General features: G+C 49.5%; 29 protein-coding genes and 1 pseudogene. All 30 read right to left on the bottom strand.

The features are described 5' to 3' along the window. Positions 1-35: 35 nt before the first annotated feature. The gene (locus tag AC0MA3_RS18765) at positions 36-1,121 is read right to left on the bottom strand and encodes a hypothetical protein (protein ID WP_379162393.1); all 1,086 of its coding nucleotides are present in this window, start codon (positions 1,119-1,121) and stop codon (positions 36-38) included. A gap of 90 nt (positions 1,122-1,211) precedes the next feature. Beyond that, a complete protein-coding gene (locus AC0MA3_RS18760) occupies positions 1,212-1,799 on the bottom strand; it encodes a histidine phosphatase family protein (protein ID WP_379162390.1) in 588 nt (195 codons plus the stop codon). Positions 1,800-1,955: 156 nt separating this feature from the next. Further along, positions 1,956-2,402: a hypothetical protein gene (locus AC0MA3_RS18755; protein ID WP_379162386.1), complete on the bottom strand. Its 447-nt coding sequence runs from the start codon at positions 2,400-2,402 to the stop codon at positions 1,956-1,958. A gap of 51 nt (positions 2,403-2,453) precedes the next feature. Continuing rightward, positions 2,454-2,549: pseudogene (locus AC0MA3_RS18750) on the bottom strand (anti-sigma factor family protein); the annotation flags it as partial. Between the two features lie 5 nt (positions 2,550-2,554). Then, entirely contained in the window at positions 2,555-3,142 is a 588-nt protein-coding gene (locus AC0MA3_RS18745) for an RNA polymerase sigma factor (RefSeq protein ID WP_379162383.1), read from the bottom strand. Between the two features lie 766 nt (positions 3,143-3,908). Beyond that, on the bottom strand, positions 3,909-5,003 hold the full coding sequence (locus tag AC0MA3_RS18740) for a prephenate dehydrogenase (RefSeq protein WP_379162380.1): 1,095 nt from the start codon (positions 5,001-5,003) through the stop codon (positions 3,909-3,911). Between the two features lie 48 nt (positions 5,004-5,051). Beyond that, positions 5,052-6,149, bottom strand: coding sequence for a histidinol-phosphate transaminase (gene hisC / locus AC0MA3_RS18735; protein WP_379162377.1), 1,098 nt, complete (start codon positions 6,147-6,149; stop codon positions 5,052-5,054). Between the two features lie 55 nt (positions 6,150-6,204). Beyond that, complete coding sequence (gene trpA / locus AC0MA3_RS18730; protein ID WP_379162374.1) at positions 6,205-7,026, bottom strand: tryptophan synthase subunit alpha; 822 nt, start codon at positions 7,024-7,026, stop codon at positions 6,205-6,207. Continuing rightward, positions 7,026-8,222: a tryptophan synthase subunit beta gene (gene trpB / locus AC0MA3_RS18725; RefSeq protein ID WP_379162371.1), complete on the bottom strand. Its 1,197-nt coding sequence runs from the start codon at positions 8,220-8,222 to the stop codon at positions 7,026-7,028. The genes trpA and trpB overlap by 1 nt, the downstream gene beginning before the upstream one ends. Further along, positions 8,219-8,899 (bottom strand): phosphoribosylanthranilate isomerase, encoded by a 681-nt coding sequence (locus AC0MA3_RS18720; protein ID WP_379162368.1) that lies wholly within the window; start codon positions 8,897-8,899, stop codon positions 8,219-8,221. The genes trpB and AC0MA3_RS18720 overlap by 4 nt, the downstream gene beginning before the upstream one ends. Beyond that, positions 8,892-9,722, bottom strand: coding sequence for an indole-3-glycerol phosphate synthase TrpC (gene trpC / locus AC0MA3_RS18715; protein ID WP_379162365.1), 831 nt, complete (start codon positions 9,720-9,722; stop codon positions 8,892-8,894). Before trpC ends, AC0MA3_RS18720 begins: the two co-directional genes overlap by 8 nt. Then, complete coding sequence (gene trpD / locus AC0MA3_RS18710; RefSeq protein WP_379162362.1) at positions 9,712-10,752, bottom strand: anthranilate phosphoribosyltransferase; 1,041 nt, start codon at positions 10,750-10,752, stop codon at positions 9,712-9,714. Before trpD ends, trpC begins: the two co-directional genes overlap by 11 nt. Before the next feature lie 42 nt (positions 10,753-10,794). Next, positions 10,795-12,348 carry an anthranilate synthase component I gene (gene trpE / locus AC0MA3_RS18705; RefSeq protein WP_379162359.1) on the bottom strand — a complete coding sequence of 518 codons (1,554 nt, stop codon included), beginning with the start codon at positions 12,346-12,348 and terminating at the stop codon, positions 10,795-10,797. Positions 12,349-12,702: 354 nt separating this feature from the next. Beyond that, positions 12,703-13,065 carry a chorismate mutase gene (gene aroH / locus AC0MA3_RS18700; RefSeq protein ID WP_379162356.1) on the bottom strand — a complete coding sequence of 121 codons (363 nt, stop codon included), beginning with the start codon at positions 13,063-13,065 and terminating at the stop codon, positions 12,703-12,705. Further along, complete coding sequence (gene aroB / locus AC0MA3_RS18695) at positions 13,059-14,165, bottom strand: 3-dehydroquinate synthase (protein WP_379162353.1); 1,107 nt, start codon at positions 14,163-14,165, stop codon at positions 13,059-13,061. The genes aroH and aroB overlap by 7 nt, the downstream gene beginning before the upstream one ends. Further along, a complete protein-coding gene (gene aroC / locus AC0MA3_RS18690; protein WP_379162350.1) occupies positions 14,165-15,334 on the bottom strand; it encodes a chorismate synthase in 1,170 nt (389 codons plus the stop codon). Before aroC ends, aroB begins: the two co-directional genes overlap by 1 nt. 194 nt (positions 15,335-15,528) lie before the next feature. Further along, positions 15,529-15,690: a hypothetical protein gene (locus AC0MA3_RS18685; RefSeq protein WP_379162347.1), complete on the bottom strand. Its 162-nt coding sequence runs from the start codon at positions 15,688-15,690 to the stop codon at positions 15,529-15,531. A 115-nt stretch (positions 15,691-15,805) separates the two neighbouring features. After that, positions 15,806-16,609, bottom strand: a complete 804-nt coding sequence (locus AC0MA3_RS18680) for a CheR family methyltransferase (protein WP_379162344.1) — start codon at positions 16,607-16,609, stop codon at positions 15,806-15,808. A 26-nt stretch (positions 16,610-16,635) separates the two neighbouring features. Beyond that, entirely contained in the window at positions 16,636-17,079 is a 444-nt protein-coding gene (gene ndk, locus AC0MA3_RS18675; RefSeq protein WP_474657283.1) for a nucleoside-diphosphate kinase, read from the bottom strand. 102 nt (positions 17,080-17,181) lie between these two features. Then, the gene (locus AC0MA3_RS18670; RefSeq protein ID WP_379162338.1) at positions 17,182-18,150 is read right to left on the bottom strand and encodes a polyprenyl synthetase family protein; all 969 of its coding nucleotides are present in this window, start codon (positions 18,148-18,150) and stop codon (positions 17,182-17,184) included. Beyond that, positions 18,147-19,007: a menaquinone biosynthesis protein gene (locus tag AC0MA3_RS18665; RefSeq protein ID WP_474657282.1), complete on the bottom strand. Its 861-nt coding sequence runs from the start codon at positions 19,005-19,007 to the stop codon at positions 18,147-18,149. The genes AC0MA3_RS18670 and AC0MA3_RS18665 overlap by 4 nt, the downstream gene beginning before the upstream one ends. After that, positions 19,004-19,612 (bottom strand): UbiX family flavin prenyltransferase, encoded by a 609-nt coding sequence (locus AC0MA3_RS18660; protein ID WP_474657281.1) that lies wholly within the window; start codon positions 19,610-19,612, stop codon positions 19,004-19,006. The genes AC0MA3_RS18665 and AC0MA3_RS18660 overlap by 4 nt, the downstream gene beginning before the upstream one ends. After that, a complete protein-coding gene (locus AC0MA3_RS18655; RefSeq protein WP_379162329.1) occupies positions 19,609-20,484 on the bottom strand; it encodes a UbiA-like polyprenyltransferase in 876 nt (291 codons plus the stop codon). Before AC0MA3_RS18655 ends, AC0MA3_RS18660 begins: the two co-directional genes overlap by 4 nt. Beyond that, positions 20,477-21,229, bottom strand: a complete 753-nt coding sequence (locus tag AC0MA3_RS18650; protein ID WP_379162326.1) for a demethylmenaquinone methyltransferase — start codon at positions 21,227-21,229, stop codon at positions 20,477-20,479. Before AC0MA3_RS18650 ends, AC0MA3_RS18655 begins: the two co-directional genes overlap by 8 nt. A 3-nt stretch (positions 21,230-21,232) precedes the next feature. After that, positions 21,233-22,102, bottom strand: coding sequence for a heptaprenyl diphosphate synthase component 1 (locus AC0MA3_RS18645; RefSeq protein WP_379162323.1), 870 nt, complete (start codon positions 22,100-22,102; stop codon positions 21,233-21,235). Positions 22,103-22,205: 103 nt separating this feature from the next. After that, positions 22,206-22,760 carry a hypothetical protein gene (locus AC0MA3_RS18640; RefSeq protein WP_379162320.1) on the bottom strand — a complete coding sequence of 185 codons (555 nt, stop codon included), beginning with the start codon at positions 22,758-22,760 and terminating at the stop codon, positions 22,206-22,208. 110 nt (positions 22,761-22,870) lie between these two features. After that, positions 22,871-23,119, bottom strand: a complete 249-nt coding sequence (mtrB, locus tag AC0MA3_RS18635) for a trp RNA-binding attenuation protein MtrB (protein ID WP_379162317.1) — start codon at positions 23,117-23,119, stop codon at positions 22,871-22,873. A gap of 118 nt (positions 23,120-23,237) precedes the next feature. Continuing rightward, a complete protein-coding gene (locus tag AC0MA3_RS18630) occupies positions 23,238-23,510 on the bottom strand; it encodes an HU family DNA-binding protein (RefSeq protein WP_019909963.1) in 273 nt (90 codons plus the stop codon). A gap of 281 nt (positions 23,511-23,791) precedes the next feature. Next, on the bottom strand, positions 23,792-25,270 hold the full coding sequence (gene spoIVA, locus AC0MA3_RS18625; protein ID WP_379162314.1) for a stage IV sporulation protein A: 1,479 nt from the start codon (positions 25,268-25,270) through the stop codon (positions 23,792-23,794). Between the two features lie 379 nt (positions 25,271-25,649). Beyond that, positions 25,650-26,405: a DUF3939 domain-containing protein gene (locus tag AC0MA3_RS18620; RefSeq protein ID WP_474657280.1), complete on the bottom strand. Its 756-nt coding sequence runs from the start codon at positions 26,403-26,405 to the stop codon at positions 25,650-25,652. Positions 26,406-26,441 lie beyond the last annotated feature (36 nt).

The raw sequence follows: 26,441 nt of genomic DNA, 5'->3' as shown, positions 1-26,441 counted from the left end.
TCTGTTCCCCAAGAATACAGCTGCAGTATGCAAGCCTACAACAATTGCTTCGGCACCGCCGCCTCCAGCCCCCATCGCGTCATTATTATAGCCGGTCCCTCAGGTGTCTCGCCCAGCCGAATCATGCCCAAATGCAGCATCATCCGCAGGATGCGCTGCTCCATAATGGAAGCAGCATCATCATAATAAAAGGGTTTGATTAACCAGCCAAGACCTTCTATTAGTGAAGCAACAGTGACCCATTTCCCCGCACTTACACTAATCCAGTATATGAGTGATGGCAGATTTGGAATAGCGCCCTTATACAGTTTTAACCAAAAGGAGTATATCTGCATCAGCTTTTCAGCTTTCCCTTGCTCCAGCAGCATTTCTCCCTCCTGTGTAAGCCTAAGCCGATAACCTTCTTCAGAAGTCCAGCGGCGGTGTCGTGTGTAATCAACCATCAGGGCAAGCCGGGGAGGATAATGCTCACAGGCTCTGCCATAGCCGAATTTCCAGCCCCCTTTACCCAGTAGAGGCTCAGGAATCTGAATAGCGTTCATCACACCCTGTTGGTACCTTTTATGCATCGCACCCTCTTGGTTCAGCTCCGGCTCATTCTCTCTAACGTAGCGCATAAAGAGAAGCAAATCCTCTGCCAGCATCTCTCCTTCGCCACGGTAGATGGCTGGCTCGTGAATCGGTGTAATTTGTTCCCTGATAAATTCACCCATCCGTTCACGGAAACGCATTTTCAGATCCTGCGGAACCCGGAACAAATACCTGTTTTGCTGGGATGCACCCCTGAACAGCCAGCCGGCATTTTTGAATCTGGCAACCATCTCGCGGTGCCCGTCTTTTTTACCTGGTACGGAATCGAAGGAAGCCTGCCTTGCTGCCGCCAGCAAATCCTCAAGACTGAATTGGCTACGCTCGTCAAACAACAGGGTATTCAGAAACCGCAGTTCCTCAGGAGCACACTCCCGAATATGAGACTCCATAAATTCGCGGCTTCCCAGTCGGATCAATATACTCTGAATCAAATCATGTTTGGAATTCCGTTTGCAATCACATTGATAGCGTCCCGCAATGGCGGTAAGCTGACCAATGTCCGCATAGTTAAGCATATCCGCCAGATTCATCGTTTATCGCCTCACTGTTTTACTACCATTATGGGAAATACAGCCCTTTTTATTCCTTTTTGCACAAAAAAAATAACCCGAAGGGTCGGGTTAATGCTGATTTTGAAGAATATGACGTGTACAATTGTACAGCAGTGGATTCCATTCCTTCTCATTCTTCTCCAGAATGGTTAGAGAGAGATTACCCAGACGTTCGGAATATTTGTCTTTATATAAGGCAATGTAGAGCTGGGCCAAAAAACCTCCATGCGATATAACGAGGATATTCTTCTTAGGATAACGCGCTGCAATCTCCTCCATAAAAGCCAGAGCACGCGCCTGAAGCTGCTCATCCGTCTCTTGTCCCAGAGACAACTGATTCCAGTCCTTGCCCCATTTCTCTTCACGCTGTACTGCAGTCATTCCCTCAACCTGGCCATAGGCGCGTTCACGGATGCGCTCATCCGGTTCAAGCAGTGGGATTCCCAGCTTAGCAGCGATAATTCTGCCTGTCTCTGCTGCTCGGGAAAGACTGCTGGTGATGCAGTAATCCCAGCGATAAGTTTCCTGCAAAAGCCGGTCTCCCAGCATCTCAGCCTGCCTCCGGCCTTCGTCGTTAAGTGGAATGTCGCTTTGCCCTTGAATTCTGCCTTCCGCATTCCAGTCCGTCAGCCCATGGCGTATTAAGCCGATCAGCATCACCTATCACCCTGCCTTCCATTTATGTTTGCTTAATAATGTAACACGAATGAAAACAAATGTCTTCTTTTTGAAGGAATACTGATGCCATTAACATTATCTACAGACTGGCAAACCAAAAAAAAGCCCGCTTTACCTTAGGGTAAAGTGAACTTTTTATTGTCTGCGGTAACGGTTCAACCGGTACAGTAAAAAAATCGACAGGCCAATACCAAGCATGGAGAGCATCATCCAATATTGCGGGTGGGTTGGCCCCATGCTCACCACGAGCGGTTCAATGATTCCTCCACCCGATTCAGAGGCAGGATAGGAGGAGGACCAATCCAAAGACAAACCAGCCACACCGGTCTCCACAATTCCGCTCTGTGCCACTGTAGTATTGGCAGGTGTTCTGAACATTGTGAAATACAGAAAGCTGGATATGAAAACAGCCAGGAAACATGCAATCCAAAGAATTAGCCTATGGCGGAAAACGGCAGAATTCCCCGCAGATTTACCATCCCCCGGCAACAGCCAGGGACTTTCCAGATAAATCCGCTCCATCACCCGGAGATTCACAGTCTCCGCACGTTCTTCGCTGACTTCTATCTGTGTTTCTCGCATAAGCAGACTGCTCTCCTGCCACAACGCCCATTCCGTTGAACAGTAGGAGCAATTGGCAATATGCCTTTCAAGCTTGATCCGCCTTGGGTCCGTGGGGGGAGCGTCCCACAACAGCGGAATGGAATCCTGCGCTTCCCTGCAATTCATAGGCCTTACACCCTCTCAGCCTGCTCTTCTGTTTCAGGCTCATAAAAATAGGATTCGAGTTGAAGCTTCACACTGCTCCGGGCACGGAACAATAATGATTTCACGGAGCTGACACTCTGATCCAGTATTACAGCTATTTCCTGGTAGTCCATTTGATCATATTCCCGCAGGATCAGCGCTGAGCGCTGTTTCTCCGGAAGATTATTAATCGCTTCCCGAACCAGATTCATCCGTTCTTTACGGAGTGCAGCCTGTTCTGGAGCCACCTCAATCGGGGCGACCGGAGTATATCCGCTCTCCTCCAGAGACACGTTACCGGCACGGTTCTTGCGAAGCTCACTTAGCACAGTATTCCGGGCAATGGTGTACAGCCATGTGGAGAACGACGCGTCCACTTCACGGAAGGAATGCAGACTCCGGAACGCCTTATAAAAGGTTTCCGAGCATAGATCCTCAGCAAGAAGCTCCATGTGGGAATTCTTAAGCATATGGTATACAAAAGCCAATATTTTCCGTTGATAGCGCCGCATTAATTCTGAATATATCTCTGTGTTTCCTTGCTTGATTAGCTGGATCAACTGGGAATCCGTCATGGTGAGTTCGGCCCTCCTCGCCCTTGCACGTGTAGTCCCGTCCGGTCCATAATCTTATACCGGCCGAGGTTCAAAAAGTTGCGGTAATACTATAATTTCGCTCTGTTGCACGCAATACTTCCTATGTATATTCATGTACCCAATAAATAAGGCATAATGTAAGTGGATACAGAAATAAAAATGTACATACATAAATTTCCTGGTAGCCAAATACCGGGTCGTCTGCTGTGGACTGGAAATCTATAAACATACTTTCCCTAGTATAACATACAATCTCGCAGGATGACATTAATAGACTTTTAGCGGCAGAATTACCTCCATTCCAGGTTATGCAAACGTCGAATTAAGCGGGGGGATGTTGTTGACATAGAATAGAGGGCCATTCCCCATTTGGTTATACTTTTATACTCTTTATCTGACCCAGTAAGCTGTCGCTGAAGATAAATTTATTATCTTTGAATAAAGTATTGACAAAATGTAAACGGATACATATAATAAAAGTACAGTATGGTTTCTCTCCACTCCTATCCAAATACTAGACGGTTCCAAGAAATTGTGAACTGTAACCGCTTATTATGTAAGCGGTCTTTTTTTGTCTATTTTCATATCCAGCCCCCATCTAAAACACCTATCAAGTCCTATTGTCTATTTCGTGTTATTCGAGATGATCTGCATAATAAAACAAAAAAATCCCCTTCAAGCTTCACTCCTTTACCCCATGGAAACAGAGGGTACGGAATATAATCTCAAAGGGGAACTTCTCCATCTATACGTATACCGTATAATCGTGATGCTGCAGCAGAATCTTCGCCCGCTCCATATCATTCTCCTGACGGAAGGACAGGCGCATTATACCCGGAACATCCTCCCGGCTCTCAATAATCTGTACGTTGCTAAGGTTGATACCCTGATCACCGAGTTCAGTAGCGATCCGTCCAATAATCCCCGGGTGATCGGGAACATCGATATGCAGATCGAACAATGGAGTGATCATTCCTTTACGCCGCTCGGGCAATTGGTTGCGGAAGCCGCCCGCTTCAAGGAAAGCCTCTTCAATGCCCTCCCCATCCGCGTTCTCCAGCAATTGAACGAATGATGAAACCTCATCATTCCAGTCCCTCAGCAGACGAAGCATGACTAGGCGGTTGTTCAACAGAATATCACGCCAGATAATCGGATCGCTGGACGCAATTCTCGTGATGTCACGGAAGCCCCCCGCAGCCAAAGTGCTGTACAGGGAATCTGTATCGTCATAGGTACGGATCTGATTCACCAGCGCAACTGCAATAATATGCGGCAAGTGGCTGATAGCCCCCACAATCTCGTCATGGCGCTCCGGATTAAGCCGGACAATCTGTGCTTTGGTATGTAGAAGCAAAGCTTCAAGGGCCTGATACGCTTCCTCCGGCACTCCCGGCGGTGGTGTCAGGACATAATAGGCGTTCTCGAACAACAGTGAAGATGCAGCCTCCACACCAGAGCGTTCTGACCCGGCCATTGGATGCCCACCAATAAAATGAACCCCAGGCAGGTTCAGTGAAACTGCACAGGCGGCAATAGTGGCCTTGGTGCTGCCAACATCCGTAATAATGCAGCCTGGCTTCAGCGGAAGCTTGCTGAGGCGCTGCAAGTAATCCTCCAGCATGCCTACAGGTACGCATAAAAAAATAAAATCAGCGTCTAGCGCTGCCTCCTCAAGAGAAAGTGTGGCCTGATCGACCACACCCCTGCTAAGGTACTTTTTTGCCGATTCAGGACGGTGGGCATGGCCCATAACGGTCAGGCCCTCCTTGCCTTTGAAGCAAAGGGCCAGTGAGCCTCCGATCAGACCGACACCGAAAATTGCTATTTTTGTCGTCATGTTCTTTGAACTACCTGCCTTCTGTAGATTCGTCTTGTCAGTTGATCCTTAAACCTGTACTCCCTGTTCCCGGAGCGCCTGCTCCAGCGCAGTAATAAACGCCTTATTCTGCTCTGCCGAACCGACAGTTACACGAATATAGGTAGGGTACAGCTTGTGTCCTGCTCTGACAATGATCCCCTGCCGCAGCAATGCATCAAAAACATCAACTGCCGGTTTCCGTACATCTACCATAATGAAATTCCCGTGAGCCGGGAAGGCTACAAGGCCCAGCCGTTTGAACTCCGCCTGAAGCTGCACGATACCTGCACTGTTAAGACGGCGGCACTCCTGCACATACTCCTGATCTGCCAGGGCAGCCAGTGCTCCAGCCTGCGCCAGACGCGAAGTATTAAATGGTTCCCGTACCTTGTTAATCAAAGAAATAATCTGGGGGCTTGCCACTCCATAGCCGATGCGCAGGGCAGCCAGCCCATAGATCTTGGAGAATGTGCGCAGCACAACCAAGTTCGGATAGTATTCAAGCAGCTTGATTCCATTAGAGTATGAAAGATCGGTCACATATTCAAAATAAGCCTCATCCAGGACAACCATCACTCCAGACGGCACGGCATTCAGGAAAGTGACCAATGCTTCCTCCGATACGATCGTTCCTGTCGGGTTATTGGGATTGCAGACCCAAATGATTTTGGTACGGTCTGTAATGCGGGCCAGCATGGCGCCCAAATCATGTGTGCCGTTGACCAGAGGGACTTCAATGGAGACTGCACCTTCAATATCGGCATTGCTTTTGTATACGGAAAAGGTCTGATCTGCCATAATCGTCTCGTCTCCCGGCAGAAAAAATGCACGGGCCAGCAAAGCGATAATCTCATCGGAGCCGCAGCCAAATATGATATTATCGCTCTGCACTCCAAGATGCTCAGCTAATGCAGCTGTTAATTCAGCCGCCGAGCCATCAGGATAAAGATACAGATTGTTAAGCTCCGCCATAATAGCAGATCTTGCACTTGGTGAAGAACCATACGGGTTTTCGTTAGAGGCCAGCTTAATGACATCGCTTAAGCCAAGCTCCTTCTTCACTTCCTCAATAGGCTTCCCTGGCTTGTAGACAGGGAGGTTAACGATATTCGGTTTCGGATTCATGAAAGGTCCTCGCTCTCCATAAATATTACAATTGTATCAGGTCTGCCAGCAGACGTTATGGTCTCAATTGTGCCACAAATTCACGAATTTGCAACAAGCCTTCACTGCGGGTAGCCGGATTATCCAGAAGAGGAATGACATCCTCTACCTTGCGGACAATCGCACTGCCTACAACCACTCCATCGCAGATGCGGGCAAACCGTGCAACCTGCTCCCCGGTAGATATGCCAAAACCTACAGCCACAGGAAGGTCTGTAACCTGACGGACAGATGCTATGAACTCATCCACTCCTGTATGGAAAGTAGAACGTTCGCCTGTCACTCCAAGTGAGGACACGCAGTAGACGAAACCACTGGCCCCTGAGACAATCCGGGCTATACGTTCGCTTGAGGTGGGTGCTACAAGCGGAATAAGATTCACTCCGGCAGCACGGCTCCGTTCACGCATTTCCTCTGACTCTTCAACCGGAAGATCAGGAATAATCAAGCCACTAATCTCATGGGAATCCAGCAGAGAGAAAAAGCTGTCCAGTCCCATTTGCATAACCGGATTATAATATGTGAATAGGATAAAAGGCAGCTTGCTGCCTGCCTGACGTGCTTTCAATGCGGTTTCCATGCACGTGCGAAGATGTATATTGCCTCGAAGCGCCCTGGAAGAAGCCCGCTGGATCACTGGACCGTCTGCAAGCGGATCGGAATACGGCACGCCAAGCTCAAGAATATCAGCGCCTGCTGCTTCCAGCTCAGCGATGATCTCGAGCGTCGTCTCCAGATCCGGATCGCCTACAGTCAGGAAAGGAATAAGCGCCGACCGGCCCTCCTCCTTCAACTTGCGGAAGGTCACATCCATCCGGTTCGTAGTTTCGGTTGTCATTACTTACCCGCTCCTTCCGTATAAGCCATGATCGACTCCACGTCTTTGTCGCCTCGCCCTGACAAACAGATTACCACGATATCGTCCTTGGTGAGCGTCGGTCCAAGCTTCATTACATGAGCGATCGCGTGAGCGGATTCAAGAGCCGGAATGATACCTTCGGTAACACACAGCAGCTTCAGGGCCTCCAGGGCTTCATCATCCGTAACCGGTACATATTGTGCCCGGTGAACATCCTTGAGATAGGAATGCTCAGGGCCTACTCCCGGATAGTCCAGTCCGGCCGAGATCGAATGTGCCTCCTGAACCTGTCCATGCTCATCCTGCAGCAGATAGCTGAGTGAACCCTGGAAGACCCCATGTGTGCCTTTACTCATGGTTGCCGCATGGAAGGGAGTGTCCACGCCTTTGCCTGCAGCTTCAACCCCAATCATCCCCACCTGCTCATCCTCCATGAACGGATAGAACATACCGATCGCATTGCTGCCGCCGCCTACTGCAGCTACCAGCAGATCCGGCAGCCTTCCTTCGGCTTCCAGAATCTGACGCCGCGTCTCATCACCGATAATCCGCTGAAAATTACGGACCATCATCGGGTATGGATGAGGGCCTACAGCTGAACCCAGCACGTAGAAGGTGTCCTCGACGTTGCTCACCCAGTAGCGAAGAGCTTCATTCCCGGCGTCCTTAAGTGTCCGTGAACCGGAGGTCACCGGAATAACCTCTGCACCCAGCAGCTTCATGCGGAATACGTTCAGCGCCTGTCGGCGCGTGTCCTCTTCACCCATGAACACCTTGCATTCCATCCCCAGCAGCGCAGCTACTGTAGCCGTTGCTACTCCATGCTGGCCAGCACCGGTCTCGGCGATTACTTTGGTTTTACCCATCATTTTGGCAAGAATGCCCTGGCCGATTGCATTGTTGATCTTGTGTGCTCCGGTGTGATTAAGGTCTTCACGTTTCAAATATATTTTCGCCTCTCCAAGATGCTTGCTAAGGCGCTCCGCATAATACAGCGGGGTCTCCCGTCCGGAGTATTGTTTGAGCAGATAATCTACTTCCTTCTGAAAAGCCGGATCTGCGGAAAACCTGTTGTAGGCTTCCTCCAGCTCTATCAATGCATTCATCAACGTTTCAGGAACGAAGCGGCCTCCAAAAGAACCAAAACGTCCGTTCTTGTCCGGTACTTGTATCATGATTGCTTCACCCTTTCCACAAAAGCTGTTATTTTAACGATGTCCTTCATTCCATCGGTTTCTACTCCGCTTGAAACATCTACACCATATGGAGCATATCCATCCAGCAGTTCACGCACATTATCCGGATGCAGTCCGCCGGCTACTAATAAAGGCAAACCATATTCAGAAGCAGCCTGTTGATACGCAGGAATTCTATCCCACTCAAAAGTCCGCCCCAGCCCGCCGCTGCCGGCCGGGTCATATGTATCCAGCAGCAGGGCATCTATGGCACCGGCATATTGCTGCAAAGCCTGAGGACCGTTCCCGGGAGACTGAGCTTCATTAGCGGCTACTGAAAGAGCCTTCCATACCAGCACCTGCGGAAAAGCTGCCTTGACGGCCCGGCAATAGTCCGCACTCTCCTGGCCATGCAGCTGGATAACACTCAGCGGCACAATGGAGAGTACCGCGTCAAGCTCATCCAGCGAAGGATTTACAAACACTCCCGCCGTAAGCGGAGGCTTTCCGTTCTCCCATCCCGCAAGCTCAGAAGTAAGCTCTGCCGCCTGTTCAGGACTGACCTTGCGGCGGCTCTCGGCAAACACAAATCCTATATAATCCAGAGGTAATCGCTTCATAGATTTTAGCACTTCAACGTCCTGAAGTCCACAGATTTTTACTACCGTCTCAGCCATGTGTGGCACGTTCCTTCCCTTCCGGCAACGCACCAAGCAGTTCATTTACTGCCTGTTCCACATCCGGCTGGCGCATCAGATACTCTCCTACCAGAACGCCGATTGCACCCGTAGTCTTTAGATAATCGATATCTGCAGGACCGGCTATTCCGCTCTCGCTGATTACAGGCACTGAGGCTGGAAGAAGTGCAGCAAGTTCCGCTGTAGTAGTTAGTGCCGTTTCGAAAGTACGCAGATTACGGTTGTTGATGCCGAGCAGGACCCCCGGATGTCCAATCTTCTCAGTAGCTAGAACGATCTCCAGCTCATTCCGGTCATGCACCTCGATCAGAATATCAAGTCCCAGCTCAGCAGCTGTATCGATGTAGGAGATCAGCTGTTCGGAGGTTAGAATTGCTGCTATCAGCAATACAGCATCGGCCCCAAGGAGACGCGCTTCATAGATCTGACGTTCATCGATAATGAAATCCTTGCGCAGTAGCGGAAGATTTACCGCTTCTCTAACCTGCTGCAGATAAGCATCACTGCCCTGAAAATAGTCTTTATCCGTAAGCACAGATAAACAATCCGCACCCCCTGCTTCATAGCCCTTGGCTATGGCTACCGGATCGAAATCTGCCCGGATCAGTCCTTTAGATGGCGAGGCCTTCTTTACCTCGGCAATCAGACCCATTGATCTGTTTCGTGACTTCGTAAGCGCATTGCGGAACCCTTTTGTTGGTGGCATAGCCGCAATCAATTGTTTAGCCTCATCCACAGAGAATGACTTGCTTAAAGCTTCTACTTCATTGACTTTGGTGGCAACAATCCGTTCAAGATACATAATCAAGCTCCTTCGTCATCACTTTAAGCTGCTCCAGCTTGAGGAGTGCAGCACCGGAATCCACTACACTTCTTGCTTTGTCTACACCCTCTTTTAACGTATCGGCAAGTCCTGCCACATAAATACAGGCACCGGCATTGGCAAGAACAATATCACGGTATGGATTCAGTCCGCCCTGCAGTACTCCTCTTATTATAGCAGCATTCTCAGCTGCATCACCGCCAAGCACATCCTCGAGGGGATGTGTGCTTAATCCCAGTTCCTGTGGAGTGATCTCATAAGTGGTTACTATACCATTCTTCAGTTCCGACACCTGTGTAGGCGCCGAGATACTGATCTCATCCAGACCGTCCAGACTGCTCACAATCATCGCCCGTTTGGAACCCAGCTCCTTCAGGACATTCGCCACAATCTCTGTCTTATCCCTGTCGTAGATACCCATCAGCTGACGGTCTGCACCTGCCGGATTCGTGAGCGGTCCCAGCATATTGAACACCGTGCGGAACCCGAGCTCTTTGCGGGGGGCTGCCGCATGTTTCATCGAAGGGTGATAAATTTGGGCAAACAGGAAGCAGATGCCGATACTTTCCAGACATTGCACGGCTTGCTCTGCATTTAAATGAATATTAACTCCAAGTGCCTCAAGCACATCAGCGCTGCCCGCTCTGCCCGATGCGGAACGGTTGCCGTGTTTGGCTACTCTGACGGAAGCTGCGGAAGAGATAATCGCCGAGGCCGTGGAGATATTGAACTTATGGATGCCGGAGCCTCCGGTTCCGCATGTGTCAAGCAGCTGTGAGCGTTCAGTAACCACATGTGTGCTGAATCCGCGCATCGCTTCTGCGAATCCGGTGATCTCTTCCACTGTTTCCCCTTTGATCCGCAGCGCGGTCAGCAGTGAGCCTATCTGCGCCGGTGAAGCCAATCCTTCCATAATTGTACCCATAATTTCACGAGCCTGCTGGCGGTTCAGATCCTGCCCCTCGATCAGACCGGCTATTCCTGTTTGTATCAATTGGCTTGCATCCATTACGTTCTCCTCCTAATCATTATCTAATATGGACATCCCTGATCAAGGCGTATATTCATACATGTAATCCTGATTGATTACCTGCTTTTCTTTGACCTCTACCGGGAACATGGCTTCTGCCATCCGGATAGCCTTCAGCATCGCTTTAGCTTTATTAACCGTCTCTTCATATTCCTTCTCCGGCACCGAATCCCATACAATCCCCGCTCCGGCCTGTACATAAGCACGTCCTTTACGGAAAATAATAGTGCGAATCGTGATACAAGAGTCCATATTGCCGGAAAATCCAAGATACCCTATAGCTCCGGCATATGCGCCTCGCGCTTCCTGTTCAAGCTCAGCGATAATTTCCATAGCCCGCAGCTTGGGAGCACCGGATACCGTTCCTGCCGGCAGACAAGAGAGGAAAGCATCAAAGAAATCCTTCCCTTCATCAAGGGTGCCTGAGACATTGGAGACCATGTGCATCACATGCGAGTATTTCTCAATTTCCATGAAGGAATCACATTTGACCGTGCCGAATTTTGAAACCCTGCCGAGGTCATTGCGGCCCAGATCTACCAGCATCAGATGCTCCGCCCGCTCTTTCTCATCCTCCAGCAGTTCAGCGGCGAGAGCCCGGTCCTCTGCTTCGTTCTCCCCGCGCGGTCGTGTTCCGGCAATTGGACGGGTCTCGACACGGTTTCCATCAACCTTGACCAAAGCCTCAGGCGAAGTGCCTACGATAATTTCCTCGTCCATTTTCAGATAATACATATAAGGCGAAGGGTTCAGCATACGCAGCATCCGGTAGACATGCAGCGGTGATACTTCTGTTTCAATATGCATACGCTGGGACAGCACTACCTGAAAAATATCCCCGGCCCGAATGTATTCCTTCGCCTGCTCGACATTACTGATATATTGTTCTTTGGTGAGGTTGGAATGAATTTCACCAAGCTCAATGTCCTGGGGAATGCTGCGGCGATTGACGTTCTCTTTGGGACCTTCCTTCTGCAGCTCTTCCGCCATATCCTCTAATCGGTTACTCAGCTCCTCATACCCGGCACGGATATCTGAATCGGTATCGCCGTCCTTGATATGCAGATTTCCCACCAGCAGAATCTGCTGTTTCACATGATCGAATACAATGATACGGTCACAGAACATGAACCGGATGTCATCCATATTCAAATCGTCCACTGCATGAGGGGACAGCTTTTCATAATACTGCAGCAGATCATAACCAAAGAATCCAATGGCACCGCCCGTAAAAGGAGGCATCCCTTCCAGCTTGGGACTGCGGTAGGAGCGAAGCAGGGCTTTCAGCTCCTCAATGGGCTTGCCGAGCACCCGTCTCTTTTCCCCGCCGACCTCGACGTGAATCACGCCTTTTTTCCCGGAGATCATCAGGAAGGGGTTGCTGCCGATAAAAGAATACCGCGCCCACTGGATTCCGCCCTCTACACTCTCCAGTAAAAATGCCCGGTCCTGCTGTGCAAAACGCGAGAACAACCGGATGGGCGTCTCCATATCGGCGAGCAGCCTTTTCACTACAGGAATCAGATTATACTCCCGTGACAGAGACAACACTTCTTCTACTCTTGGATTCGTCATCTGGGATACCTCCTTGGGATGTTGGATTATATTGTCCGAAATACAGAAAAACCTCTACCGAAGTAGAGGTTTGTGTAAGTAAGTATATGAATAAGCGCAAAGGACCGGCATAGAACCATCTCACTGGATGCACTTCTCCCATTAATGAATACAGCTATAGTGCAAAAATCAGCACCAGCCGGTATCCAAAAAGAAAACTGCAAACAAACGATATGCCTGTACTCAACTAAAATCCTGCACTCTGCTCAACTATACTCATCTCATCTAAACTAAACTCTGCTTCACTCGGCTATCTACACTATACATGATGACTTTGGTTCATGGCAACCCCGTACAGTGAATTAGTTAGTTCTTCTAGGAGAGATCCGGACGCAATCTCTGGGCTTCATTCAGATAGACATGGCGGATATCCCGTTGTGACTTGTCCGTGTTCACCTGCACCATCAGCCGGATGCACATGGGCAGGCCTCCTTTGACGGGTATTTCTACGGAACACATCAAAGGTACCAGGTCCCAGCCTTCAATTTCGCGAATAGCCCTTGCTGGAAAGGTCGCATCCAGATCACCGGTTACGGTAATCCATACACTGCAGATATCTTCCGCAATGACATCATTACGCGCAACAATCTCGCGCAGCAGTACAACTGTTTCACGCAAAATCTCGGTTTCTTCATTAATCGTTACGGTCGTTGCACCGCGAATCCCCCGGTTCACCATGGGCTTCCCTCCTTCTTAAGTTGTGAGATAACCTCACGCACCGCACTCTGCTGAACATCATTTACGATGCTTACAGCACCGATGGAATCCGGCACGATAAAGGTCATCTTGCCTTCTTTGAACTTCTTGTCATGCATCATCGCATCCATTAATTCGTCTTCGCTGTACTCTGCCGGCAGTCTTACCGGCAGCCCAAGCGACGACAGCATTGAGATGGTATCTTCATAAATATCCTGATCCCGGCCAAGCTTCGCAGCCAGAAGTGCAGACCCGGCCATCCCGATCGCGATTGCTTCACCGTGCAGGAATACTCCATATCCACCCACCGCCTCTATGGCGTGACCAATCGTATGTCCGAGGTTCAGAATCGCTCTTTGCCCATGCTCGCGCTCGTCATTCCCAACAACTTGAGCCTTGATCGCACACCCGCGTTCCAGAGCGTAACCCAGCGCCTCTGCATCCAAAGCGAGCAGCTCGGAAGCATGCTCACGGCACCAGTAAGCAAACTCACGGTCCAGAATCAAACCATGTTTCACCACTTCGGCTAATCCGGAAGAGACCTGGCGCGGCGGAAGCGTGCGCAGGGTATCCAAATCATACACTACCATCGTCGGCTGATAAAAGGCACCAATCATATTCTTCGCCAGGGGATGATTAACAGCTACTTTCCCCCCCACACTGCTGTCGTGGGCCAATATAGTTGTTGGAATCTGAACGAATCCTATTCCACGCATATAGGATGCGGCTACAAAGCCTGCCAGATCTCCAACCACACCACCGCCCAATGCTAGAACCGCCGAACTGCGGTCCAGACCGGCCTGAATTGCCGTAGTAATGACTTCCTCATACACAGCCAGAGATTTGGACGCTTCACCGGCTTCAATAACGTGACTGACTACAGAATACCCATGTTCTTGCAGAGCAGCTTCCACGACAGGGAGGTAGCGTGGAGCCACTTCACTGTCGCTGACAACGAGCAGCGGGCTACGGACCGGAAATCCAGCCAGTACACATTGCTGACCGATGTCATGCAAGAGTCCACTGCCAATATAGATCGGATAGGAGCGTTCGCCTAAGTCTACCTTTATGCTGCGCACCATCAGTAGCTCTCCAGTTGTGCCAGGTAATTGTTATAGTTGGCTCTGATCTCCTCAATGGAATCGCCGCCAAACTTATCCAGAAACGCCTTGGCGATTTCCCAGGCCACCACATTCTCCAGAACTACACATGCAGCCGGTACCGCACATGCGTCCGAACGTTCTACCTGGGCAGTAAATGGCTCTTTCGTATCAATATCCACACTTTGCAGCGGTTTGTACAGCGTCGGAATAGGCTTCATTACTCCGCGTACCACAACCGGCATTCCGTTAGTCATTCCGCCTTCAAAGCCGCCCAGACGATTACTCGCTCGGTAGTATCCCCTGGAAGCTTCATACATGATCTCATCATGAACCTGGGAACCCCGCAACTTGCCCGCTTCAAAGCCGATGCCGATTTCAACACCTTTGAAGGCGTTGATGGACATCACGGCTCCCGCAATGGCACTGTCGAGTTTACGGTCATACTGCACATAGCTGCCCAGACCGATAGGCAAACCCTCGACGATACATTCTACAATACCACCAATGGAGTCGCCTTCCTCCTTGATCTTATCTATGTAGGCTTCCATCTTCTGCTCGGTCTCTTTATCCACTACTCTCACCGAAGAAGCTTCGGTCTGCTCAATCAACTCATCGATCGGAAGATTATTCGCAGGTGCCTCAATTTCGCCGATACGGATGACCTGTCCTGCGATCTTCACTCCGAACGTTGCCAGCAATTGCCGGGCTACAGCCCCGACAGCCACTCTAGCTGCCGTTTCACGGGCACTGGAGCGCTCCAGAACATTCCGCAGGTCTGTCTGATTATACTTCAATCCGCCATTCAAGTCCGCATGTCCAGGACGCGGACGGTTGACGCGGCGCTTCTCTTCATCGCTGCCAGGTATAGGCTCGATATTCATAATATTCTTCCAGTGAGTCCAATCCTTATTCTCAACCACCAGAGCCACAGGGGCGCCTGTTGTATTGCCATGGCGAACACCGCCGACAATTTCTGCAGTATCTTTCTCAATCTGCATCCGGCGTCCACGTCCATACCCTTTTTGCCGCCGCTGCATTTGAAAATTGAGCTCTTCAAAATTAAGTGTCAAATTGCTGGGCAGTCCTTCAATAATGGCTGTTAGCTGGGGGCCGTGCGTTTCCCCCGCTGTTAAATAGCGTAAACTCATGCTGCGTTCCCCCTTCACACTTTTAAACTGTAAACCGCTAAAATGTTAAATGTCTTTGCTCATTATAGTATAGGGAATCCGCTTTGACAAGAAAGGGATATACCCGGCGCAACCTCCACCAGCACGAAAAAGAACAGCGCCGCCTCCACTCTTGCGAGTAAAGACGGCGCTGCATTGTACCCGGCCACCCGGCTTCAGCTGCCGATTTTCCGGCTGGAAGGCAGACAGGCCGACTTGCTTTCTTCGAGCAAAAGCAGACTTTGCAGCTGCCGCTCTTCGACACCAAGAATTTGTCCGCATTCACGGACGGTCAGGAAGCCGCGTCTGTAGGCGTCAATGACCTTGCTTTTATCCATTGGAATGAACGACCTTTCGCTTGGCACACGTAATCATTTCTACTACCAAGTATCACTTAAAACATGCGAAAGTATACATTCACAATGAATGCTTGTCCTAGCTGCTACAGCGGCTTTATTTCTTGCGGTAAAAGAACGTCTCTGTCGACTCGAATCCGTATTGTGCCGGTGTGAAAATCTGTTCCGTACTGCCCACAAACAAATATCCGCCGGGTCGCAGGCTTGCTGAGAACTTGTGGTATAGCTTGCTTTTGGCTTCTTCTGTAAAATAAATCATAACATTGCGGCAGATAATCAGATCAAAGCCTTCATCAAACTTGTCCAGCAGGAGATTCTGCTTGCGGAAGTCAATATTTTTCTTAAGACCTTCACTGACCTTGAACACCGGACCTTCCGGTGTAAAATAGCGGCCGGCCACATCCTTCGGCACATCCTTCAGCGAACGTTCCAGATAAATGCCCTGCTTTGCTTTGGCCAAGGCACCGTCATCAATGTCCGTCGCCAGAATGCCTGTCTGGGCCAAAATGTTTTTGTCCGAGAGAATCATGGCCAGCGTGTACGGCTCTTCACCGGTCGAACAGGCAGCACTCCATAGCTTGAGTCTGCGGCCCGATCGCTGCAGCTCAGGCAGTATGGTATCCCGCAGAACCTCCCAGCGGTTCGGATTGCGCCAGAATTCCGAGACATTGATTGTCATACGGTCCAGGAATTCATAGAATAGAGCTTTATCCTTCATCATTGCTGCAAAGAAATCATTGAAGGATGAAAATCCGTTCTTTGTCCGGAGCGTAGTCAGACGCCGTTTCATCTGCGCTTCTTTATACTGCGCGAGATCAATTCCGGTGCTCTGTTTGACATTATGAATAAATCCGGTGTAATCCCGGTCTTCCGCAGTTGATGTTTCTTCTCGTTCAGCCATTCATTTCCCCTGCCTCCCGCCTGAAACTACATCCAGGCTGCGATGTCTTTAGTGTAATCTGCCAGTTCATCCGGAGCAAAGAAGTTGGCAATTTCCCGTTTTGCGCTATCCGGTGAATCCGAACCATGGATCAGGTTAAGGGGCGTATGACTGGCAAAATCCCCACGGATTGTGCCTGGCAATGCTTCACCAACCTTGGTTTTACCAATCATCATACGGGATAGCGCTACTACATCATCGCCTTCCCATACCATGGCGAATACCGGCCCGGAGGTGATAAAGCGTACCAATTCGGGGAAAAAGTCTTTTCCTTCATGTTCCGCATAATGCCTCTTCGCCTGCTCTTCTGTAACGGTGATCAGCTTGCCAGCCAGCAGTTTAAATCCTTTATCCTCGAATCGGGTAACAATTCGCCCAATCAGCCCGCGCTGCACACCATCCGGCTTAATCATCAGATACGTTTGCTCCATAGAGTCACTCTCCATTTTCTGTTATTCCGAATGAATAGCTGTTTTTTTGATAGTATCAGAAACCCCACCATCTGTGAATGTTAAAAATTTTTATTATTAGAATTAGTATGCTCTACCTGTCACAAAAAAAGCAATATCCTTCAAGTTGCGTTTTGTCCGGTTTCTTGGCAGCTGATCCAGTGCCGCCAGGGCCTTGGAAATATAGCGGGATGCCAGTTCTTCGGCTCTGGCTATACCATCGCCCGACAGAATCAGATCAATGGCGCGTCCCACGCCGCTGTGCCCTTCGCGGATTGAGGCCAGTTCCGTAAGCAGCTCACCACGCAGCCTTTGGTCTTCCAGACTGTAGATCACTGGCAGAGTAATATTGCCCTGCCGCATATCGCTGCCAGGCGGCTTACCGATTTGCTTTTCAGTACCGGAAAGATCGAGCAGATCGTCACGGATCTGGAACGCCATACCTACGTTATAACCGTAATCATAGAGCAGTTTGGCCGTATCCGGATCTGCATCAGCAGCCAAGGCTCCTAATTGGCAGCTGATCGCAATCAGCAAAGCTGTCTTCCGGCGGATGCGCCGGAGATAATGGCGTATGCTCTGCTCGCTGTTGAAGAAGTCACGGATCTGCTCCATCTCTCCGATAGACATTTCCACCATCGCTTTGGAAAGAATCTGGTGTATTCTCGGATTGCTCAACTCCGAAGTCATAGTCAGCGCTTTCGCATAAATATAGTCCCCGGTGTACATGGCGATTTTGTTGCCCCATTTAGCTTTGACTGTCAATTCCCCGCGCCGCAGTTCTGCATCATCAATTACATCATCATGAACGAGGGAAGCACTGTGGATTAGCTCCAGAGGAATGGCAACCCGCTTCAACTTCTCAAGATCATATTGCCCGAATTTGCCGCCCATTAGAACAAAGACAGGACGCAGGCGTTTACCGCCTGCCTTCAGCAGATGCAGGGACGTCTCTGTCAGCAGATCATCATCCCCCTGCACGCTGCGGTATAGTTCTTTTTCAATCTGATCCATATCTTTGTTCAGCAGTCCAAAAATTTGCATTCGTTTCATTCTTTCACCCGTGTCAGCAGATTATGGCTCCAAATCTCCATCTTCACTTCCTGCGGCAGCAAACCCAGCTCGTAAGCATAGCGGAAATAGAGGTTCAGACCGTCCTGTTGCCTTTCCCCAAAGTCATAACTCAAATTACGGAAGTACCCGTCCCAATAGGCTGCCGTCCCCCCGATAACTGTGCGAGCCTCGCGGATAATGGGTGCCAGGTTTCTCTGGCCGAGTTTCTTGCTCTCCACAAAAGCATCTGCGATTTCAGCAATCGCATCCGGTCTGTTTCTGGCTGCCTCCCGGTTTACTGCCCATACCGCAAAGGTCATACCGAGTCCGGTCCATTCCTTCCATAGCTCACCAAGATCCGTAACGATATATCCCTGATCCTGCCAAGAAGCTCTGATTGCATTGTCGCCAATGAGCAGACAGGCATCTGCCTGTGTCATCATCTCGTCCAGGTCGGGAGCAGTACTAATATATTCCGGATTGCCACCTATCGCTTTCTGAAGCAGAATTTTTAGCAAATTGACTGATGTAGCGGAGGTATTGGTTACAGCAATTGTCCCATTAGCAATCTGTGCAATCGGCATCCGCGAAAATAACAGAATAGATTGTACCGGCCCCTCAGAACTAACTGACAGATCCGGCAGCAGCAGCAGACGTTCGCTTGCGGCAGCATAGGCAAAAGAAGAAAGTGCTCCCACCTGAATGCTTCCGCTAGTCATACCCTGATTAAGAATAGTCGGCACCTCGCTCACCATCTCAGCGGGAAAGCTTAAGGAAGACGGATCGAAATTGTGAAATACCGGCCATGAGTTAGTATAGCTGATTTTACCGATAACGGTAGGTTCCGGATGGATCATCCTTCTTCCCCCCATCTGCGAAATAAATTGTGCTCAATGTTCAAGCTGTCGAGCACCTTGCCCACTATAAAGTTAATTAGATCATCTAAGGTGGTTGGGCCAAAATAAAATGCGGGCATAGCCGGAATCATCTTTACCCCTAAACGGGAAAGTTTCAGCATATTCTCCAGATGTATCGCATGCAGAGGGGTTTCCCGAGGTACAAGCACCAGCGGGCGTCCTTCCTTCAGCATGACATCTGCGGCCCGGGTCATCAAATTATCAGAGCTACCCTGGGCTACAGCAGACAGCGTCCCCATAGAACATGGCATGATAATCATAGCTTCGGTACGGAAGGAGCCACTGGCAATGGAAGCACCGATATCAGCAATCGGGTGATAATGCAGAGAACCGGGACAGTCTCCGAACTGTTCGTTCAGAAACCCTTCCCGGTCTGAGGCGGTATAGCCGAGCTCTTCCTTAAATACACGCCAGCCTGCGTTACTAACCACCAAATGGACCGAGTGCCCCAGCGAGAGCAGGACTTCAGTCAGCCGGACACCATAAATAGCGCCGCTTGCTCCCGTTATGCCCACGACAAAGTTTTTCGCTTGAAGGTCATTCATTTGTAGAACTGCACCACCAAGTCGATCAGAGTAAAGGAGAACACCACGATGCTCAGCACACCATTCATGGTAAAGAATGCTGTCTGCAACCGGCTAAGGTCGCTTGGAGACACAATATGATGCTCATAAAAAAGAATAATATAGGCAATCAGCATCCCTGCCACATACCACCAGCTTAGGTCGGTAATAAACAAAAGCGACACAAAACCGACGCCAGTTAAAATATGGAACACCTTGGCAATGGTCAATGCCTTGGCTACGCCAAAGCGAACAGGAATGGAGTACAGTCCTTCGTTCTTATCAAATTCAACATCCTGACAGGAGTAAATGATATCAAATCCTGCTGTCCAGAATACAATCGTGAAATAGAATACCATCGAAGTCCAATCCACCGTACCCGTAACAGCAACCCAGCCGCCAAGAGGAGCCAGAGCGATCGTCAGTCCGAGTATCAAATGGCAGGCCCAGGTGAAGCGTTTCGTGAATGAGTAAAACACCAAAAGAAAAACAGCGATCGGCAACAGCTTGGCTGACAACGGGTTCAGCTTGAATGCGGCCCAGAACAGTAAAAAGAATGAAAATGCGATAAAAAGAGTCACCTCGCCAACCTTGAGCAGTCCGGCAGGAATAGCTCTTCCTGCTGTGCGGGGATTTTTGGAATCACTGATCCGGTCAATCAGCCGGTTGAGCCCCATTGCTGCGCTGCGCGCACCGAACATGGCGATGACAATCCAGCCGATTTGACCCCATGATGGCAAAGCCCCGAACATCACTACCGAACCAAGTAACGCGCCCATGAAGGCGAAGGGTAAAGCAAAAACGGTATGTTCAAATTTGATCATTTGTAAAAAGATGCCGATTTTCTTAAGCATTACAATTCTCCTTGAGCCCAATATGTAGTGCAGCGATGCCTCCGGTCAAGGGGAAGGATTCCACATTGTGCAGTCCGGTATCACGGAAGATCACTTCCAGTTGCTTTCTGTCCGGGAACAAGGCGAGAGATTCAGGAAGCCATTTGTATTGTTCATATCGTTTAGCGAAAAGTTTGCCTAGCAGCGGAAGGACCCGCTGGAAATAAAAATAATAAATGCCTTTGAATGGCTGTTTCATCGGTTTGGATAATTCGAGGCATACGACCATGCCTCCCGGCTTCACTACGCGTTTCATTTCGTTCAATACCTGAACCGGGTCAGGGACATTGCGGAGTCCAAAGCCAATCGTTGCGTAATCGAACGAGTTATCGCCGAAGGGAAGCTCCATGGCATTGCCCTGTACCAGAGAAATCTGGTTCTGAAGATTTCTTGCTTCTACTTTGCGACGGCCCACTTCCAGCATTCCTGCACTGAAATCCAGCCCCATAACACTACCGTTCCCGCTGGCTTCCGCAAGCGCGATACTCCAGTCACAGGTACCGCAGCACAGATCAACTGCAGAGTCTCCAGGCTTCATTCCCATCTTCCGCATGGTGAACTTACGCCAAGCTTTATGTCTGCGGAAACTCAAAATGTCGTTCATCAAATCATATTTACCAGCAATGCTCTCAAAAACGGAATGTACAAACTGCTCCTTGGGTTTGGTGCCTTGATCACTGAGTGTGGTCGTTTTCTCTATTGTCATTCCCTAACCCTCCACGGCAGCTTGTCCGGAAATTTTCATATGCAGGAGAAGGCGGTCAAGCGCAGTATTCAACTCACTGAACAAGCTTTCGTCCTTTACCCCCTGCAGTAGTCCCTGAATGGACTGAATGGATCCATGCAGCTTGTCCGTCAGCAACGAGTCGCATTTGTATTTCATCTTTAGCTTTTTCCAATCTTTAAGATCAATCTCTCTCTCCAAAAGCCGGCGCCGTTCATCCTCTGCAGCGGATTCTAATATCTTCCAGTAAGAATAGCCATCCATTGCATTTCCCGCATCATTTCCACGACGCAACTCCAGAAGAAGGGTCTCATACTGGCTGACTTCGGCAAGGAGCATCTCCCATAACTCTTTAAGCGGTTCCTCAATCATGGGTGTAAAAGAAAGGAACAGCCTCATATTGAGCTGTACCGTGTGCCGCAAATATTGTTCTGCTGAAAAAATCATGGATTTCATCTTGCAGTACAGATTAGCCTTCATTACATTAACATCCGCAATGGCGGTGCTTAAAATGCCCACCATTTCAATCTGTTCATGCTTAGCCAACAGGTGATAGAACCAGCTGCTAAAATAATCCCCGGCCAATACCTTAAGCTGCCGGGACCGCATGAGATCTCTGTCAGGCTCATCCTGCGTTCGGTCGATCGATTCATGGGTATCAAGCCCAAGCTGAACCAGCCCGGTTACTAATGTGAACAGCTCTATGCCTTTCAGATCGGCAGAGGAACCGTGACTCAAAAAAATATATAACAAATGACCACGCCCGTCTGAAAACGGCGGCAAATCCGTATGCCGCTGAATCATGTCGTAGTCTGTATAAGGTTTAGCCAGTTGGGGTATGCGGTACGGTTTCATTTCAGCCTCCGGAGCCATTGACGTTATGACAATCTTTGTTCACAATCTTGTCTATTATATCACATGTTTTTTGGTCACGCACTGTGAGCTCACCTAGTTTATTTTACCCAGACTGGGGATATATGAAATGCTTCTTCCAGAGCTCGCTCTCACTGATACGCAGTCCATTCTTAAGGGATTCCGGAAGTGGACGGCTTGCGGCGCTCTGGAGAGCTTCCTGCAGTACGGGGGACCATTCACCGCGCCGGATATCACCTGCTAGCAGCAGACGGCGGCTATCCAGCCAGTTGTCCTCAGCAACAATCCGGAGCAGCAGCTGATCTACATTTACGGTCTCCTGAAAGGCAAAAGAAATAGCTAAGGCCATATTCTGATAAATCACCTGCGGCTCAGGGCCATTGCCGGTCACCTTCAGATCCAGAGAGAGAACCTTCCCTTTCAACCCCACCCGGTCAATGGAGAGGGTTAAAGGAAGCTCCTCCAGCAGATCTACAAGGTTATTGTTCCCCAGAACAACACCTTCATCGCTGAAGACCTCTACTGCTCCATACTTACGATGCAAGGAAGGCTCAAACGTAGCCAACTGCGGAAGAAGAAGCACGGTAGCCGCAGATATAAGGACTGTGACTGCTGTTCCAATTAGCCAGCTCCTGTTCATGACAAGCCCCCTTATCATTCATGGTTGCCGCCTCTTGGAACGAATATTCGGAAATTGAGACATGGCTATCTTTAGATATATTTTGAAAAAAAGCAGGCTATGCCTGCTTTTCAGCTTTCACTTTCCAATTGTCCGTGTTTGCTCCATACTTCGGCCTTGCCGCGGATTTTCATGGCTGAGGTATGATCGGTAAATTGTGCGATGAGCACTTCACCCTTGTCCAGCTTTTCCGTATGATGAAAGCGTGTGTCCAGTCCTCGGGTGAGCCCAATAACCTGTACGCCGTTCTCTTTGGCTTTGATTACAATATAGTCGCTGCCTGCCGGGGCGGGATTAACGCCATTATTCTTCTCGGTCATGTAGAACCCTCCTATAAGTAATTTGCGGGCATATCATACCCTCTCAACAACAAATGCCGCCTTGGAGGGCGGCATCGTTATTACTCAGAAAGACTATGGGATAGATATGTAGAAATCTCTATTTGATTCCGTCTTTAAGAGCTTTACCCGGTTTGAATGCCGGTACCTTGCTCGAAGGAATTTCGATTTCTTCACCAGTCTGCGGGTTACGGCCTTTACGTGCGGAACGTTCGCGCACTTCAAAGTTTCCGAATCCAACCAGCTGTACTTTATCTCCGCTTTGCAGAGCTCCAGTGATAGCTTCGAAAACGGCGTCTACCGCTTTAGTAGCATCTTTCTTGGGAAGTTCAGTTGCTTCTGTAACTACGTTGATCAAATCTGATTTGTTCATGTATTCTCACCTCCCTGGGCAAATTTCCGGTATCATACACTGTTTCCGTTTCAACGCAAATTATACGTGATAATCCCGTTATTACTAGATATCAGCACTTCTATTCCTAGAAGCGCAACAAACTTATAGTAATACAGCCCACCCAGAATTTCAAGGCGTTAGTCAAAAAAGGAGAAGAAAGTAGCATTTTTGTCCTCTAAATAATGGGTTCAAGTAATCATTTGCACAAAAAACAGAGCAGGATCGCTCCCGCTCTGTTCTCTTGCACTCTATGATTTTTTTTAGAGAATGATAGCGATGAGGCCGCCTGAACCCTCATTGATGATCCGTCCCAATGTTTCCTGCAGCTTATAGCGGGCGTTATCCGGCATCATAGCGATTTTCCCTTGAATACCTTCACGCACGATGGAGTGCAGCGAGCGGCCAAAAATATCGGATTCCCATATCTTAATCGGATCATTCTCAAAATCCTGCATCAGATACCGTACCAGTTCTTCACTCTGCTTCTCCGTGCCAATAATTGGGGAGAATTCAGATTCAACATCCACCCGAATCATATGAATAGACGGGGCAGTAGCTTTCAGCCTTACTCCAAAGCGCGAGCCTTGACGGATCAACTCCGGCTCATCGAGCGCCATTTCGGCGAGTGATGGGGCAGCTATCCCGTAACCCGTCGTCTTCACCATTTCCAGTGCTTCTGAGAAGCGGTCATATTCCCGTTTGGCATGCGAGAAATCCTGCATCAGCTGCAGCAGATGGTCCTTACCGCGGATTTCTACACCCACTATCTCCATCAGAACCTGATCATAGAGCTCCTCAGGCGCGTATAAGTCGATCTCTGCCACACCTTGACCCATATTCATACCGCTAAGTCCGGCCCGGTCAATGAAGTCATATTCCGTGAATTGTGATACGAGCCGGTCGACATCACGCAACCGACGGATATCCTTCACCGTGTCACGGACGGAATTCTCGTAACTGCTGCGCAGCCAGTGATTCTCGCCAAGTACCATCACCCAGCTCGGAAGATTCACATTCACCTCGTGAACCGGGAATTCATAAAGAACTTCACGGAGGACGCCAGTTACGTCGTCTTCGGTCATATTCGCTGCACTGAGTGTCATGACCGGGATATCATATTTGGCAGCCAGCTCACTGCGGAGCTGCTGAGCCTCTTCACTGCGCGGTCGGGTCGAGTTGATCACAAGTACAAACGGTTTGCCGACCTCCTTCAGCTCAGCGATTACACGCTCTTCAGAATCCACATAGGAGTGGCGCGGAATTTCAGCTATAGTACCATCTGTAGTCACTACTACACCCAGCGTGGAATGCTCCTGAATGACTTTGCGTGTACCTATTTCCGCTGCTTCCTGAAAAGGAATCGGCTCCTCAAACCAAGGTGTGGATATCATTCGGGGACCGTTTTCATCCTCATATCCCTTGGCTCCTTCAACAGCATACCCTACACAATCTACCAGCCGGACATTGACCTCCAGCCCTTCCGCCACCTTAATCTGCACCGCATTGTTAGGCACAAATTTAGGCTCTGTTGTCATGATTGTTTTACCTGCCGCGCTTTGCGGAAGCTCATCCACCGCTCTAACCCGATCCGCCTCATTCGTAATGTTCGGCAAGACGATCGTTTCCATAAAGCGTTTGATGAATGTTGATTTCCCCGTGCGAACCGCGCCGACGACGCCAAGATAAATGTCTCCGCCGGTACGCTCGGCAATGTCCTTGAAAATATCCACTTTTTCCAAAAGAGATCCCCTCCTCATATTACTCCGAAGAAAAAATGCCTGAAGAGCATCGACTTCGCGTTCCGCCGGCAATCTGACCTTTGCAGGACACCTACCGGACTGACATTGTCCGCCAGGGAGCCTAGCTGCTGACTAAAGGGCGGAACCTGCATTGCCCCACGCTTAACTCCGAATGCTCGGACATGCATTTGGACTAGTATCATCATATGTATCCAGAACGGATTTATGACCCGCTACCCGCGCAATTTTTATCGGAATTTCGTAAAATCAGCTACTGCGCCTGCAGAACGTCATGACGCCCGGAAGCCTTCTCAGCTAGCCTATGAGGTGAATCTGGGAGATAGAACCTTTCTTTTGTGAATAAGCCTTGTTTGTAGCATTAAAGTAGAGGGGGCTGGGGAACAGGCTGGCCATTCACCCAGAAATAAGGCAGGGATTTGACAGGCACATAATAAGAGGCCTGCTCCAATTGGAGACGCAGATCTGTATTTTTTATAGGAGTGGTAGAATTTTTCTGTATCGCCGTCTGAATATCGATGCTGTAATCCACATAAACAGTGCCGCTTTTATCCATGATGAATGGCAACAGCCGGCCTGAATAAATGCTATTCAGTGTGATCGAATCCGTACCCGCTTTCCGGGCAGCAATCGTGAACAAACCCGGATATATCTCCTGATCTGCCGGGAGATTCCCGCCATGCGCAGACTTATACCGGTTTATCTGGCGCTGTACATCATTCACCTTTTGTACCGTTATCAGATCCATCAGTTTTACCGCTGGATCGTGCTCTTCATCCAAAATAAGAAAATAAGAGCTGCCCCCTTTTTCAAAGGCTGCTGCTGGAATTTCATCCAGATATCCCGTTTGTTGCAGCTTGTCCAGATCAACTAAGAATTTCTCATATCTGGGTGTAGCCTCATCAGCATTTAGAATAGGCAGCAATCCTTCTTGCTGCTGGTAATCATCCACTGCTGCCTGTACCCGCTGTACGCTCTCACGGTAGCTTCCTCCCGCCTTTTCCTTCTCAGGATACATACAGCCGGCAATCGGGCCTGCCAAAAGGATGAATACCACCAATAGTACGGTTTTACTGTGTAATTTTTGCTTGTTGTTCCGCTTCATGCAGCGCATCATGCCCGCATCCCGCCTTTCTTAAAGTCGTCGCTAACA

The organism is Paenibacillus sp. LS-5 (assembly GCF_056121505.1).
The sequence above is the reverse complement of the archived record's forward strand: the minus strand, read 5'-3'. Positions and strand labels throughout refer to the sequence as shown.